The organism is Limnohabitans sp. (assembly GCF_023910625.1).
GTDB lineage: Bacteria > Pseudomonadota > Gammaproteobacteria > Burkholderiales > Burkholderiaceae_C > Limnohabitans_A.
The window spans coordinates 176,951-190,854 of sequence record NZ_JAAVVW010000002.1 but is presented as its reverse complement, the minus strand read 5'-3'; the positions used below and the strand labels follow the sequence as shown (position 1 = coordinate 190,854).

14 protein-coding genes are annotated in these 13,904 nt (G+C 61.0%); 13 read left to right on the top strand and 1 reads right to left on the bottom strand.

Annotated features, from left to right (window positions below):
- Positions 1–7 precede the first annotated feature (7 nt).
- The 3 genes from HEQ17_RS01020 (at position 8) to HEQ17_RS01010 (ending at position 4,555) form a co-directional block, all read left to right on the top strand.
- Entirely contained in the window at positions 8–1,702 is a 1,695-nt protein-coding gene (locus HEQ17_RS01020) for an alpha/beta fold hydrolase (protein ID WP_296290852.1), read from the top strand.
- Between the two features lie 128 nt (positions 1,703–1,830).
- Positions 1,831–2,586 (top strand): sulfite exporter TauE/SafE family protein, encoded by a 756-nt coding sequence (locus HEQ17_RS01015; RefSeq protein WP_296290851.1) that lies wholly within the window; start codon positions 1,831–1,833, stop codon positions 2,584–2,586.
- Positions 2,587–2,803: 217 nt separating this feature from the next.
- Positions 2,804–4,555 (top strand): ABC transporter transmembrane domain-containing protein, encoded by a 1,752-nt coding sequence (locus HEQ17_RS01010; protein WP_296290850.1) that lies wholly within the window; start codon positions 2,804–2,806, stop codon positions 4,553–4,555.
- Between the two features lie 72 nt (positions 4,556–4,627).
- On the opposite strand, the gene HEQ17_RS01005 is transcribed toward HEQ17_RS01010, so the two are convergent.
- A complete protein-coding gene (locus HEQ17_RS01005) occupies positions 4,628–4,807 on the bottom strand; it encodes a hypothetical protein (RefSeq protein WP_296290849.1) in 180 nt (59 codons plus the stop codon).
- Positions 4,808–4,926: 119 nt separating this feature from the next.
- Here HEQ17_RS01005 and HEQ17_RS01000 point away from each other — a divergent pair, with 119 nt between their 5' ends.
- The 10 genes from HEQ17_RS01000 (at position 4,927) to pufL (ending at position 13,891) form a co-directional block, all read left to right on the top strand.
- On the top strand, positions 4,927–5,841 hold the full coding sequence (locus HEQ17_RS01000) for a polyprenyl synthetase family protein (protein WP_296290848.1): 915 nt from the start codon (positions 4,927–4,929) through the stop codon (positions 5,839–5,841).
- A 32-nt stretch (positions 5,842–5,873) separates the two neighbouring features.
- Positions 5,874–7,091 carry a methyltransferase gene (locus tag HEQ17_RS00995; protein WP_296290847.1) on the top strand — a complete coding sequence of 406 codons (1,218 nt, stop codon included), beginning with the start codon at positions 5,874–5,876 and terminating at the stop codon, positions 7,089–7,091.
- Positions 7,092–7,127: 36 nt separating this feature from the next.
- Entirely contained in the window at positions 7,128–8,081 is a 954-nt protein-coding gene (gene bchC / locus HEQ17_RS00990; RefSeq protein WP_296290846.1) for a chlorophyll synthesis pathway protein BchC, read from the top strand.
- Positions 8,078–9,085, top strand: coding sequence for a chlorophyllide a reductase iron protein subunit X (locus HEQ17_RS00985; protein ID WP_296290845.1), 1,008 nt, complete (start codon positions 8,078–8,080; stop codon positions 9,083–9,085). Before bchC ends, HEQ17_RS00985 begins: the two co-directional genes overlap by 4 nt.
- 33 nt (positions 9,086–9,118) lie before the next feature.
- Positions 9,119–10,672, top strand: a complete 1,554-nt coding sequence (gene bchY, locus HEQ17_RS00980; protein ID WP_296290844.1) for a chlorophyllide a reductase subunit Y — start codon at positions 9,119–9,121, stop codon at positions 10,670–10,672.
- The gene (gene bchZ, locus HEQ17_RS00975; RefSeq protein WP_296290843.1) at positions 10,669–12,195 is read left to right on the top strand and encodes a chlorophyllide a reductase subunit Z; all 1,527 of its coding nucleotides are present in this window, start codon (positions 10,669–10,671) and stop codon (positions 12,193–12,195) included. Before bchY ends, bchZ begins: the two co-directional genes overlap by 4 nt.
- Before the next feature lie 143 nt (positions 12,196–12,338).
- Positions 12,339–12,482, top strand: a complete 144-nt coding sequence (gene pufB / locus HEQ17_RS00970; protein ID WP_019425952.1) for a light-harvesting antenna LH1, beta subunit — start codon at positions 12,339–12,341, stop codon at positions 12,480–12,482.
- Between the two features lie 44 nt (positions 12,483–12,526).
- Positions 12,527–12,751, top strand: a complete 225-nt coding sequence (locus tag HEQ17_RS00965) for a hypothetical protein (protein WP_296290842.1) — start codon at positions 12,527–12,529, stop codon at positions 12,749–12,751.
- 10 nt (positions 12,752–12,761) lie between these two features.
- Positions 12,762–12,971: a light-harvesting antenna LH1, alpha subunit gene (gene pufA, locus HEQ17_RS00960; RefSeq protein WP_296290841.1), complete on the top strand. Its 210-nt coding sequence runs from the start codon at positions 12,762–12,764 to the stop codon at positions 12,969–12,971.
- Positions 12,972–13,054: 83 nt separating this feature from the next.
- Entirely contained in the window at positions 13,055–13,891 is an 837-nt protein-coding gene (gene pufL / locus HEQ17_RS00955; protein ID WP_296290840.1) for a photosynthetic reaction center subunit L, read from the top strand.
- The last annotated feature ends 13 nt before the right edge of the window (positions 13,892–13,904 follow it).

Genomic DNA, 13,904 nt, shown 5'->3' with positions numbered 1-13,904 from the left:
CGGTCCCATGCTAGACCGCTGGGCGCACACCCAGTGGTCACCTTTGACGCAAGGCGTATCCATGGCTTCTCTGCGCATGGCCTTTGACGATTGGCTGACCCATTTGTCACACAACCCGGCCGAGCAGCTCAAACTTTGGCAGCGGGCCATGCAAAGCGGTCAGCAGTGGTTGGCTTATGTGGCCCAAGCGCAGCAGGCCCATTGCAAGCCCTGCATCGAGCCTCCGGTGCAAGACACCCGGTTCGCGCACCCGGGCTGGCGAGGCTGGCCTTTCAATGCCCTGAGTCAGTCGTTTTTGTTGACGCAGCAATGGTGGCAAGACGCCACACAGGGCGTACGTGGTGTATCCCCGCACCACGAGGCGGTGGTCAGCTTCACTGTGCGGCAGATGCTGGACATGGTTTCACCAGCCAACTTCTGGCTGAGCAACCCCGAGGTGCTGGAGCGCACGCAGAGCACCCACGGCGACAATTTGCGCCAGGGCTTTCAAAATTGGCTGGACGATGCGCAGCGCAAGCCATCGGGTGCGCCACCGCAAGGCGCTGAGGCTTACCAGGTGGGTCGCGACGTGGCCGTCACGCCGGGGCAGGTGGTGTATCGCAACCATTTGATCGAACTGATCCAGTACAGCCCCAGCACTGCAAAGGTGCGGCCTGAGCCGGTGCTGATCGTGTCCTCGTGGATCATGAAGTACTATATCCTGGACTTGTCGCCGCACAACTCACTGGTCAAGTACTTGGTCGACCAGGGGCACACGGTGTTCGTCCTGTCCTGGGTCAATCCGGGTGCCGAGTGGCGCGACATGTCCATGGACGATTACTTGCGCCTGGGTGTGATGGACGCCCTGGACGCAGTGGGCCGCGTGCTGCCCCGGCAGCCTGTGCATGCAGTGGGCTATTGCCTGGGCGGCACGCTGCTGGCGGTAGCCGCTGCGGCCATGGCCCATGCGGGCGATGCGCGCCTGGCCAGCATGACGCTGATTGCCGCGCAAACCGATTTCAGCGAACCGGGCGAGTTGGCGCTGTTCATTGACGATAGCCAGGTGGCGCACCTGGAAGACATCATGTGGGACCAGGGCTACCTGGACGGCACGCAGATGGCGGGCGCGTTTCAGTGGATGAATTCAAACGACCTGATCTGGTCGCGCCTGCTCAAGGAATACCTGTTGGGCGAGCGCAGCCCGGTGAGCGACTTGATGGCCTGGAACGCGGATGGCACCCGACTGCCTTACCGCATGCACACCGAGTACTTGCACCGCATGTTCCTGAACAATGACCTGGCCAGCGCTCGTTACCCGGTCCATGGCAAACCCATCACGCTGATGGCCATCCAGTGCCCGATTTATGCCGTCGGTACAGTGCGTGACCATGTGGCCCCTTGGCGTTCGGTGCACAAGCTGCACCTGCTGACCAATGTGGATACCACCTTTGTGCTGACATCGGGTGGGCACAACGTGGGCATCGTCAACCCGCCGGGCGTGCCGGGACGCAGCTATCAAGCGCTGACCAAGTTGCACGATGGCCCTTATCTGGACCCAGACGCTTGGCAAGAAGAGGCCCCCAAGCACGAGGGTTCGTGGTGGCCGCACTGGGTTGACTGGCTGCAAGCCCATGGCAGCTTGCCCGAGTTGCCCCCTGCCATGGGCACGCAGGACTGGCCACCGCTGTGCCCTGCACCCGGGACCTATGTGCTGCAAAAATGAAGGATGCCCCAGAGCCTGAACCAAGGGGTGTCGCAAACAGGCGAACGCATCCGCCGCAAGGGGGCTAAGATGATGCGGCACTGCCGAGGGCCCGCTGACTGCGGGCAATGTTGTGCAGCACAGGCCTTATGGATTTCCCCCTTATCACCGACCCCTTCTTTTATGCCATCGCCGCGCCAGCGGTGCTGCTGCTGGGTTTGAGCAAAAGTGGCTTTGGATCCGGATTTGGATCTCTGGCTGTGCCCATGATGGCTCTTGCCGTCACGGTGCCGCAGGCCGCCGCGATTTTGATGCCCGTCTTGCTGGTGATGGACCTGCTGGGCATGGCTGCATTTCGCAAGGACTTTGACAAGGCCTTGCTCAAATTCATGTTGCCTTTTGCCATGGTGGGCATTGTGATCGGTGCCCTGTTGTTCAAGCTGCTTGATGCCAAGGTGGTCGCGGCCATTGTGGGGGCCTTTACCTTGCTCTTTCTGGCGCAGCAAATGTTGTTCAAGCCTCGCCCTGACAGTAGTCCGCCCTCGCGATGGTTGGGCGCGATCTTGCTCACCACGGCGGGGTTCACCAGTTTCATCTCGCATGCTGGCGGGCCACCGGTCAATGCCTATGTGGTGCCCCTCAAGCTCAAACCGGTGCAGTTCACGGGCACCCTGGCGTTTTTGTTTTTCTTCATCAACATGGCCAAGTGGTGGCCTTATGCCTGGCTGGGCTTGCTGGACATGCGCAACTTCGCGACCTCTTTGGTGCTGTTGCCGCTGGCCCCTGTGGGAGTGTGGCTGGGCGTGCGCCTGGCCCGCCGCATCGCCCCCACATTGTTTTACCGCCTGATCCGCTGGGGCATGTTCCTCACGGGCTGCAAGCTCTTGTGGGACGGCTTGCGCTGAGCACGCTCGCAGCGATCAGGTGCGGCTGTATTTCAAGTTTTCATCTCCACAAGGAGACCCCTATACCAACAGCCTGGTATCCCCGCAATCGGCAGGCGGGGCAGACGCAGGGCCATGGGGTGATTGGCAGGTGAGGCGGTGTCAAGCCAGGCCTGTTTCGGTTTGCCGTTATGCTTGCCGGGCATTTGTTCTTTTTCGCTTGGTTCATTGACTGCGCATGGTTGCTTCTCCCAAATCGCTCACGGGCCTGGTCCCATTTTTCAAACCCTACCGTGTGGGCTTGGGCTTTGCGGCCCTGTTTTTGTTGCTGGCCGCAGGCACCACGCTGGCGTTTCCCTGGGTTTTGCGCCAACTGATTGACCAAGGCCTGTCCACGGGTGCACCGGCCGACCAGTTGTCGGGCAACTTCTTGCAGCTGTTTGGCGTGGCCGCGGCTTTGGCAGTGTTTTCTGCCGGGCGCTTTTACATGGTGAGCTGGTTGGGCGAGCGCATCACCGCCGACCTGCGCAACGCGGTTTACGGCCATGTGCTCAAGCAGAGCCCCGCTTTTTTTGAAACCACGCAATCGGGCGAAGTGCTTTCGCGCCTCACCAACGACACCACCTTGGTGCAAACCGTGGTGGGTTCGTCGTTTTCCATGGGCCTGCGCAACCTGGTCATGGGCACAGGCGCGCTCTTGATGCTGGTGTGGACCAACCCCGTGCTCATGCTGCAGGTGGTGGCGGTGTTGGCGGCGGTGATTTTCCCCAGCGTTTACCTGGGCCGCCGGGTGCGCCGATTGTCACGCGCCAATCAGGACCGGGTGGCCGATTCCAGCGCCATCGCCTCTGAGGTGCTCAACGCCATCAGCGTGGTGCAAAGCTACACAGCCGAAGCCCGAGAAACGCGCCGCTTCATTGACTCGACCACGAGAGCCTTGGGCACGGCACTCAAGCGCATCCGCGCGCGATCGGTGCTGGTGGGTTTCATCATCATGGCCTCAAGCGCGGTACTGCTTTGGGGCTTGTACATGGGCACGTTGGCGGTGCGTGCGGGCACCAGCACGGCGGGTCAATTGGGCGAGACGGTGTTTTACGTGATCTTGCTGGCCAGCGCCTTTGCGGTGCTGGGCGAAGTGTATGGCGACTTGCTGCGCGCTGCCGGTGCGACTGAGCGCCTGATGGAGTTGCTGCACACCGAGTCGAATTTGAAAATCGCCGCCGATCCGCAAAATGCCGCTTGGCCGCAAGGCGGCTCATCGCTCCAGATCGAAGCGCTGCGCTTTCATTACCCCTCGCGCCCCGGCACCTGGGCGCTGGACCAACTCAGCGGCCAGATCCGATCGGGCCAGACGGTGGCCGTGGTGGGCCCGAGTGGCGCGGGCAAAACCACTTTGTTTGATTTGCTGATGCGCTTTCACGACCCTCAATCGGGCCGCATTGTGCTGGACGGTGTGCCGATCGACCAGATGGACTTGCAGGACCTGCGCGAGCGCATGGCCATCGTGCCGCAGGAACCCGTGATTTTTTCGGGCACGGTGATCGAGAACATCCGCTACGGCCGCCCTGACGCCAGCCTGCAGGATGTGCACGCGGCGGCCGAAGCCGCTTATGCACAAGAGTTCATTCGCGAACTGCCTGAAGGCTTTGACACCTATTTGGGCGACCGGGGCGTGCGACTGTCAGGCGGACAGCGACAGCGCATTGCCATTGCGCGGGCGATTCTCAAAAACCCGCCATTGTTGTTGCTGGACGAGGCCACCAGCGCGCTTGACGCGCAAAGCGAAAAAATGGTGCAAGCCGCGCTGGACAAAGCCATGGTCGGCCGCACCACGCTGGTGATTGCACACCGCCTAGCCACGGTGCAACGCGCCGACGTGATCTGGGTGCTCGAGCGCGGCCGCCTGATGGAGCAGGGCGCCCATGCCCAGTTGCAAGCCAAAGGCGGCCTCTACGCCAGCTTGGCCGCGCTGCAGTTCAACGCTGTGTAGCAGCACCCCACCCCATGTGCGATGGGACGAGGCGCATGCCCACATCCCATCACCCTGGTGTGATGGCCTGATTCAATCTTTTTCCTTGGCTTTGTCGTCCGATGAGGCGGCGGCCTCCTGCGCTTCCTGGGCAGCTTTGTCGCGCGCCCGCTGCTGACGAGTCTGTTCTTGTGCCTTGCGCACGTCGTGCATTTGCCAAAAGGCAAACACGAAGACCAGTCCAAAAATGCCCAGCTCCAACCAGATTCCCATGGCATGACCTTTCGTGTCCCGATGTGTCAATAAAAGTTGACAGCATTTATTATCTTGTTATATTGACACTCATGCCTGTCATCTCACGTTGTTATCAGGCTTTCCCATCCGGAGGTCCCATGAGTCTGTTGACACGCACCGAGCAAGCCTTGAGCACGCATTTTGAGCAAGCCGTCGGTGTGGGGGCACCGCCCCGATTGGTGGCGGCCATGCGTCATGCGGTGTTTTCGGGGGGGGCCCGCATCCGCCCGCAGTTGTGCATGGCTGTGGCCACCGCCTGTGGTGACGATGCGCCCCAGTTGACCAATGCCGCTGCCGTTGCGCTCGAATTGATGCACTGCGCCTCTTTGGTGCACGACGACATGCCCGCCTTTGACAACGCCGACACGCGGCGTGGGCGTCCCACGGTGCACAAGGCGTTCAGCGAACCGCTGGCGCTGCTGGCGGGGGATGGACTGATCGTCATGGCCTACCGTGTGTTGTTGCAAGCCGGCGCACAGCGGCCCGATCGCCTGATTGAGTTGATGGACAACATGACTGTGGGCGTCGGATTGCCGCATGGCATCGTGGCTGGGCAAGCGTGGGAGTGCGAGACCAGTGCCGATCTGGTGCAGTACCAGCGTGCCAAAACAGGGGCCTTGTTTGTTTCTGCCACCTGTGCCGGGGCACTGAGCTGCGGTGCAGAGCCCGAGCCCTGGGCGCATCTGGGCAATTACTTGGGTGAGGCCTACCAGGTGGCCGATGACATCCGTGACGTGATCGCCGATGCTGCCAGTTTGGGTAAACCCGTGGGCCAGGATGTCTTGCATGCCCGCCCCAGTTCGGCACAGGCGCTGGGGCTGGAGGGCGCGATTGCCCACTTTGACCACCTGATTGAGCAAGCTGCCACATCGATTCCCCCGTGTTCGTGTCGCGACATGTTGCGCCAGTTGGTGCAACTCGAGGCCGAGCGTCTGGTGCCCAAAGCCTTGTGTGAAGGGTATTTCAAGACCCATCCCGAAGTGGCAACAAGCCGCATCGACGCCACGCACTGACGGCCGAGCCTGCAAGCCGCAAAGGAAGCATCATGTCCCAGCCCCTCGACTTGGCCGCCGTGCAGGCCCGATCTGACGCCACTTCTTTCAAGGACGCCTGGCAAGCACGTCTGGAGCATTGGTATGCGCATCCAGGCTTGTACCGTTGGTCACTGAGCAATCCTTTGACCCGCTGGCTCACGCGCCGCCGTACCCGCAAGCTGTTCGACCTGATGGCCGGTTTTGTGCACAGCCAAGTGCTGCTCGGCTGTGTGCGGCTCGACTTGTTTCGCGCCTTGCACCATGCCCCCGCCAAGCTGGGCGAACTGGCTCGCCGCACAGGCCTGGACCCGGCGGTGTTGCAGCGTTTGCTGCTCTCGGCCGTGGCGCTGGGATTGCTGGAGCACCGCAGCCAGGGACGTTTTGGCTTGGGTCCGCTGGGGGTGCCCTTGGCTCAGCACGAGGGCATTGCCCAGATGATTGAGCACAACCATTTGCTCTACCAGGACATGCAGGACCCGCTGCAATTTTTGGGCAATGCTTGGAGTGGCAGTATGGCCAAGTACTGGCCCTATGCCCACAAACAGCCTGCACCCGCCGCCATGCCCCAGGCCGAAGTGGACAAGTTCACCCGCTACTCCGAGCTGATGGCGGCCTCGCAGGGCTTTGTGGTGCAGGAGATCCTCTCGTCCTACTTTTTTGACGAGCACCGCTGCGTGCTCGATGTGGGGGCGGGGCGGGGCCGCTTTGTCCGCGAGCTGGCCGCGCATGCGCCGCACCTGCAATTCAAGATGTTCGACCTGCCCCCAGTGCTGGCGCTGGCCCGCGAAGGCCTGCAGGCCAGGGACCTGAGCGAGCGCGTGAGCTTGCATCCGGGCAGCTTTCTGGACGACCCCTTGCCCGTGGGGGCCGACCTGATCACGCTGGTGCGCGTGGCGCACGACCACCCGGATGCCGTGGTGCAGCAGATTTTGCAAAAAGCCTACGCAGCCCTGCCAGTGGGCGGGGTCTTGCTGTTGGCTGAACCTATGGCCCAACCCGATGCCGAAGCCGGCCAGCCGCAGGCGTCAGTAGACGCTTACTTCCACTTTTATCTCCTGGCCATGGGGGCAGGGCGGCTGCGCACCCCGCAAGAGCTGCAAAACATGATGCAAGAGGCGGGTTTCTCGCATGTGGAGCAAGTGCCCAACGCCATGCCCATTCATGCACGCATTCTCGTGGGGCGTAAATCTCAGTGTTTACCCTTGGTTTTGAAAAAATGTGTCAATTAACTTTGACATATTCAGATGTCAGGTAAAAATGCAATCATGAAATCACAAGCCGTCGTTTTCAACAGCCCCAAGCAACTGAGTTTGCAGGCGCTGGACTTGCCCGCCTTGCAAGCCGGTCAAATCGAGGTGGCCGTTGAGTTCAGCGGCATCAGCACCGGCACCGAGCGCATGCTTTGGGACGGCAGCATGCCGCCTTTTCCGGGCATGGGCTATCCCTTGGTGCCAGGTTACGAGACGGTAGGCCGCGTGGTGCGTGCTGCCACTGACTCGGGCCTGCAAGCCGGTCAGCGCGTGTTTGTGCCGGGGGCCAATTGCTTCACCGGGGTCAAGAGCCTGTTTGGCGGCGCGGCTTCGCGGCTGGTGGTCACCGAACAAAAAGTGGTGCCGGTGGCCGAGCATCTGGGCGCGCAATCGGTGCTGCTGGCGCTGGCCGCCACCGCCTACCACGCGGTGTCTGGCGGGGGGCAGCAAGACCCGTTTGCCCCACCCGAGCTCATCATCGGCCATGGCGTGATGGGCCGCTTGCTGGCACGCCTGACGGTGGCTGCAGGCCTGCCTGCCCCCACCGTGTGGGAAACCCAGACCGAGCGTTTCGCAGGCGCAGAGGGCTACACCGTGATGCAGCCGCAAGACGACATGCGCCGCGACTACGGCACGATTTACGACGTCAGCGGCGACGGCAGCTTGCTCAACAGCCTGATCCAACGCCTGCGCCCCGGGGGCGAATTGGTATTGGCCGGTTTTTACAAACACGACCTGTCCTTTGCCTATGCCCCGGCCTTCATGCGCGAAGCTCGCCTGCGCATCGCTGCTGAGTGGAAGCGGCCTGATTTGTTGGCCGTCAACGAGCTGGTGCACACCGGCCGCTTGTCACTTGACGGTTTGATCACCCACACCCAGCCATCGACAGTTGCTGGTTCTGCCTACGAGACCGCCTTCGGGGATGCGAGCTGTCTCAAGATGATCCTTGATTGGAGTGCCTGCTCATGAACACCGATACCGCTACCACCCAGCCCATCAAATTTGTGGAAGTCCTGCGCCGCGAGGCCGACATCGAACCCGATGCCGTGAGCACCGCCGAAGTGACCAAAGAGACGCAAATCATTGCCATTTATGGCAAAGGCGGCATTGGCAAAAGCTTCACACTGGCCAACCTGTCTTACATGATGGCTCAGCAAGGCAAAAAAGTCCTGCTGATCGGTTGTGACCCCAAAAGCGACACCACCAGCTTGCTGTTTGGTGGCAAGGCTTGCCCCACCATCATCGAAACATCTTCGCGCCTGAAGCTCTCCGGTCAGGCGGTGAGCATTGGCGATGTCTGCTTCAAGCGCGATGGCGTGTTCGCCATGGAATTGGGTGGCCCCGAAGTCGGTCGCGGTTGCGGTGGTCGCGGCATCATCCATGGCTTTGAGACGCTCGAAAAACTCGGCTTTCACGATTGGGGCTTTGACTACGTCCTGCTCGACTTTCTGGGCGACGTGGTGTGCGGCGGTTTCGGCCTGCCGATTGCCCGCGACATGTGCCAAAAAGTCATTGTGGTCGCCAGCAACGACTTGCAGTCGCTTTATGTGGCCAACAACGTGTGCAGCGCCGTGGAGTATTTCCGTAAGCTCGGCGGCAACGTTGGCGTGGCGGGCATGGTCATCAACAAGGACGACGGCACGGGCGAGGCACAGACCTTTGCGCAAAATGCGGGCATCCCGGTGCTGGCCGCGATCCCGGCCAACGAAGACATCCGTCGCAAAAGTGCCAGCTACGAAATCATTGGCCGCCCCGATGGCGAGTGGGGCCCACTGTTTGCCGAGCTGGCCAAAAACGTGGCTGAAGCACCGCCCCAGCGTCCTAAGCCCCAAACGCAAGACCAATTGCTGGGTCTTTTCAGTGCCGACGTGGTGGGCCGCAACGTGGTGCTAGAGCCCGCAACCGTGTTCGACATGGTGGGCAAGCACGAAGCCATCAAGCCTTCGCTGGAAGTCGTCTACGACGCGGCCTGAATGCCGTCGCCGACATACCCACAGGAACAGGCCATGACACGCACCATCCCGATCCACCCCAGTCCGAAAGCTGCGAACACGGCCGGCCTGCAGGGCGATGGCCTGGGCTGCCACGCGGGCACCGAAGCCATGGTGGCTGCTGCCAAAGAGGCGGGCAAATCCGAAGTGCTCGACCAATACGCCCGCGACTACCCGCGCCAGCCCGATGCTGGCCCGCACGACCAGCCCCAAAGCATGTGCCCGGCTTTTGGTTCTCTGCGCGTGGGTTTGCGCATGAAGCGCACGGCCACCGTGCTGTCAGGTTCGGCCTGCTGCGTGTATGGCCTGACCTTCACCTCGCATTTTTATGGTGCGCGTCGCAGCGTGGGTTATGTGCCCTTCAACTCCGAGTCACTCGTCACCGGCAAGCTGTTCGAGGACATCCGCGAAGCGGTCCATGCCGAGGCCGACCCCGACAAGGTCGACACCGTCGTCATCATCAACCTGTGTGTGCCCACAGCCAGCGGTGTGCCACTGCAGCTGTTGCCCAAAGAGATCAATGGCGTGCGCATCATCGGCATCGATGTGCCGGGCTTTGGTGTGCCCACCCATGCCGAGGCCAAAGACGTGCTGGCCGGAGCCATGCTCAAGTACGCCCGCGAGGAAATCATGAGCGGCCCGGTGGCCGCTCCCCGCGCAGGCCGAGGGGCGTTGCCCACAGTGGCTTTGCTCGGCGAGATGTTCCCGGCTGACCCGGTCATCATCGGTCAGATGCTGGCCCCCATGGGCTTGGCTGCAGGCCCGGTGGTGCCCACCCGCGAATGGCGCGAGCTGTATGCCGCGCTCGACTGCTCAGTGGCCGCTGCCATCCATCCGTTTTACACCGCCAGCGTGCGCGAGTTCAAGGCCGCTGGTCGCCCCGTGGTGGGTTCGGCCCCGGTGGGCCTCGAAGGCACGCAAGACTGGCTGCAAAACATTGGCCAGGCCGCAGGCATCGCCCAGTCGCAGATCGACTTGGCGCGCAACCAGGCGCTCACGCAAATGCGCGGCCTCTTGATGCAAAAACCGATAGCAGGCCGCATCACCTTGAGCGGCTATGAAGGCTCCGAATTGCTGGTGGGCCGCTTGCTCATCGAGTGCGGTGCCGACGTGCGCTATGTGGGCTCGGCCTGCCCTGCGACCGAGTGGAATGCGCACGACATTGCATGGCTCAAAGCCAAAGGCGTGCAGGTGCAAATGCGCGCCTCGCTGGAGCAAGACCTCAATGCCATGTACGAGTACCGGCCACAACTGGCCATTGGCACCACGCCGGTGGTGCAGATCGCCAAGCAAAACAGCGTGCCCTCCTTGTATTTCACCAATCTGATTTCAGCGCGTCCCTTGATGGGTGTAGCCGGTGCGGGTTCTCTGGTGCAAGTGGTGCAAGCGGCCATGGGCAACCAGGCTCGCTTTGACGCCATGAAGGATTTTTTTGGTGATGTGGGCGCTGGCCACGCCGCAGGGGTGTGGGAGTCGGTGCCCAAAGACCGTCCCGAGTTCAAGGCCGAAACCCGTCGCCAAATTGAAAAGTTGCTGAAAAAACGCAAAGCCGAGGAGATGGGTTCATGAACCAAACGTCTCCAACCACACCCACCACGGCCACGCCCAAGTCACCGCTCATCCTTGACCATGACCGCGCAGGCGGCTACTGGGGCGCGGTGTATGTGTTCACCGCCATCAAGGGTTTGCAAGTGGTGATCGATGGTCCGGTGGGTTGCGAAAACCTGCCGGTGACCTCGGTATTGCATTACACCGATGCGCTGCCCCCCCACGAGTTGCCGATTGTGGTGACCGGTCTCGCCGAAGAACAGCTTGGCCGCGAAGGAACCGAAGGTGCCATGAAGCGAGCCCACGCCACACTCGACCCTGAGTTGCCCGCTGTGGTGGTGACCGGCTCGATCGCCGAGATGATTGGCGGCGGCGTGACGCCCGAGGGCACCAACATCGCCCGCTTTTTGCCGCGCACCATCGACGAAGACCAGTGGCAATGTGCCAACCGCGCCATGTACTGGCTGTGGAGCGAATACGGTCTGCGTAAAGTGCCTGCACGCAAACCCTTTGCTGATCGCCCGGAGGGCGAAAAACCTCGTGTCAACATCATTGGACCGTGCTACGGCACCTTCAACAGTGCCAGCGACTTGGCCGAAATTCGCCGACTGGTGCAAGGCATCGGGGCCGAGGTCAACATGGTCTTTCCGTTGGGCAGCCACTTGGCCGATGTATCTCGACTGGTCGAAGCCGATGTGAACATCTGCATGTACCGCGAATTTGGTCGCATGCTTTGCGAGTCGCTGGAGCGACCCTACCTGCAAGCACCGATTGGTCTGCACAGCACCACCAACTTCCTGCGCAAACTTGGCCAACTGCTGCACCTCGATCCCGAGCCCTTCATTGAGCGGGAAAAACACACCACCCTCAAACCCATGTGGGACCTGTGGCGCTCGGTCACACAAGACTTTTTTGCCACTGCCAGTTTTGCCGTGGTGGCCGGTGAAACCTATTCGCGCGGCCTCAAAAACTTCCTAGAAACCGAAATGGGTTTGCCCTGTCGCTTCAGCGTGTCACGCACCGCAGGCACCAAAACCGACAACGCCAACGTGCGTGAAATGGTCAAAACCCAGACGCCGCTGATCATGTTCGGCAGCTACAACGAACGCATGTACCTGAGCGAGATCTCGGGTGGCAGCCCGATGCGCGCGGCCTTCATTCCGGCGTCATTTCCCGGTGCCATCATCCGCCGCCACACCGGCACCCCCTTCATGGGTTACAGCGGTGCCAGCTATGTGGTGCAAGAGGTGTGCAACGCACTGTTTGATGCGTTGTTCCACATCTTGCCCTTGGGCACCGACATGGACAAGGTCGAAGCCACGCAGGCGCGGGGCGTGATCGCTCCCAACGCGAGCTGGCAAGAGCCGGCCCAACAGCGTTTGCGCGATGTGGTGCAAAGCCAACCGGTGCTGGTGCAGATTTCTGCGGCCAAGCGTTTGCGCGATCAGGCCGAGCAACTGTCGCAGGCACAAGGCCAAAACGAAGTGACTGAGGCCCATGTGAACGCGGCCAGCCGCGAACTGGGACTGGGGGTGGCAGCATGAGCTCACATACCCGCACACACACAACAGCAGGGGCCGCAATGCTCGGTGCCTTGCCCAGGATGTCGTGGCCGTTGGCTGCGGATGCCCATCTGCGCGGGCTGTGCGCAACCCGGGTCGCAAGGCCTCGTTAACAGGAGCAAAACATGTCCACCAAGACATCAATTTCCGGACTCACCGATGAGGAAGCCCAGGAGTTCCACCACTACTGGATGCAGGGCACCGTGGGCTTTACAGCAGTTGCTGTGCTGGCCCACATCCTGGTCTGGGCGTGGCGTCCCTGGTTCTGATTCAGAGCCTGTTTTTTTAACCATCGATTGACGGAGTCACTGTCATGCAAAACACCACCCACCTCAACGAGGACCATTCGCGTGCGGATGAGTCACCGGCGTATTGGTCCATCTTCCTCATTGGTTTCGCTTGTCTGTTTGTGGTCGTCGTTCTGGCCAAGCTGGTCGGCGTTCATTGGCGCGATTTGTTGCCCGGTGCAGAAGATGCCAAAAGCATGAGTCAGGGGGTGAAAGCTGCGGTGTACACCTTCATGTCCCACATCATTTAGGAGATTCACCATGTGGAGAATTTGGCGACTTTACGACCCTTTGCGTGCCATGGTGCTGCAGGGTATTTTCTTGTTTGGCCTGGCCGCGATGATTCACCTCATCTTGCTCAGCACCAACAAATTCAACTGGCTCGACGGCGCGAAAAAGCCTGTAGCAGCATCGGCGCAAAACTCGCCGCTGCCCGCTTCGGTGGCATCGCTGCCCGCACCCAAGTCCTGATCCAGGGCTTGTCGTCCAGGTGCTGTCATTGAAGCCGATTCAATGCAGCACCTGTTCATCCACTGAAGCAGGAGGACCCAACCATGGCCATGCTGAATTTTGAGAAAAAGTACCGTGTTCGCGGTGGTACCCTGCTGGGTGGTGATTTGTTCGATTTTTGGGTCGGACCTTTTTACGTCGGTTTCTTCGGCGTCACAACCCTCTTCTTTTCGTTCCTGGGCACGGCGCTCATTTTGTGGGGTGCCTCACAAGGCCCGACCTGGAACATTTGGCAAATCAGCATCGCACCGCCTGATTTGTCGTACGGCTTGCGTTTTGCGCCCCTGATGGAAGGCGGCCTGTGGCAGCTCATCACGGTGTGTGCCCTTGGCGCCTTTGGCTCGTGGATGATGCGCGAGGTCGAAATCTGCCGCAAGCTGGGCATGGGCTTTCATGTGCCTGTGGCTTTTGGGGTGGCGATCTCTGCGTACTTCACCTTGGTGGTGATCCGTCCTGTGCTCATGGGGGCATGGGGCCACGGCTTTCCGTATGGCATTTTCAGCCACCTGGACTGGGTCTCGAACGTGGGCTACCAGTACCTGCACTTTCATTACAACCCGGCGCACATGATCGCCGTGAGTTTCTTCTTTGCCAGCGTTTTTGCCTTGTCCTTGCACGGAGGGCTGGTGCTTTCTTCCACCAATCCACAGCCTGGACAAGTGGTCAAAACCCCAGAGCATGAGGACACCTTTTTCCGGGATTTCATCGGTTATTCGGTGGGCACATTGGGCATCCACCGGGTTGGCCTGTTTCTGGCGCTGGCGGCTGTCTTGTTCAGCGCGCTGTGCATCGTGCTCAGTGGCCCCTTCTGGAGCCGTGGCTGGCCCGAGTGGTGGAGTTGGTGGCTGAACCTGCCGATCTGGTCCCAGTGGCCCGTTTGAGTCGGATGGCTCA

What these genes read in the sequence shown, in the direction of transcription:
- HEQ17_RS00965 (WP_296290842.1), top strand. Translation starts at nt 12,527, where the DNA reads ATGCAAAACACCACCCACCTCAACGAGGACCATTCGCGTGCGGATGAG.
- HEQ17_RS00995 (WP_296290847.1), top strand. Translation starts at nt 5,874, where the DNA reads ATGTCCCAGCCCCTCGACTTGGCCGCCGTGCAGGCCCGATCTGACGCC.
- bchZ (WP_296290843.1), top strand. Translation starts at nt 10,669, where the DNA reads ATGAACCAAACGTCTCCAACCACACCCACCACGGCCACGCCCAAGTCA.
- HEQ17_RS01015 (WP_296290851.1), top strand. Translation starts at nt 1,831, where the DNA reads ATGGATTTCCCCCTTATCACCGACCCCTTCTTTTATGCCATCGCCGCG.
- bchY (WP_296290844.1), top strand. Translation starts at nt 9,119, where the DNA reads ATGACACGCACCATCCCGATCCACCCCAGTCCGAAAGCTGCGAACACG.
- HEQ17_RS01000 (WP_296290848.1), top strand. Translation starts at nt 4,927, where the DNA reads ATGAGTCTGTTGACACGCACCGAGCAAGCCTTGAGCACGCATTTTGAG.
- bchC (WP_296290846.1), top strand. Translation starts at nt 7,128, where the DNA reads ATGAAATCACAAGCCGTCGTTTTCAACAGCCCCAAGCAACTGAGTTTG.
- HEQ17_RS01010 (WP_296290850.1), top strand. Translation starts at nt 2,804, where the DNA reads ATGGTTGCTTCTCCCAAATCGCTCACGGGCCTGGTCCCATTTTTCAAA.
- pufA (WP_296290841.1), top strand. Translation starts at nt 12,762, where the DNA reads ATGTGGAGAATTTGGCGACTTTACGACCCTTTGCGTGCCATGGTGCTG.
- HEQ17_RS01020 (WP_296290852.1), top strand. Translation starts at nt 8, where the DNA reads ATGCTAGACCGCTGGGCGCACACCCAGTGGTCACCTTTGACGCAAGGC.
- HEQ17_RS00985 (WP_296290845.1), top strand. Translation starts at nt 8,078, where the DNA reads ATGAACACCGATACCGCTACCACCCAGCCCATCAAATTTGTGGAAGTC.
- pufL (WP_296290840.1), top strand. Translation starts at nt 13,055, where the DNA reads ATGGCCATGCTGAATTTTGAGAAAAAGTACCGTGTTCGCGGTGGTACC.
- HEQ17_RS01005 (WP_296290849.1), bottom strand. Translation starts at nt 4,807, where the DNA reads ATGGGAATCTGGTTGGAGCTGGGCATTTTTGGACTGGTCTTCGTGTTT.
- pufB (WP_019425952.1), top strand. Translation starts at nt 12,339, where the DNA reads ATGTCCACCAAGACATCAATTTCCGGACTCACCGATGAGGAAGCCCAG.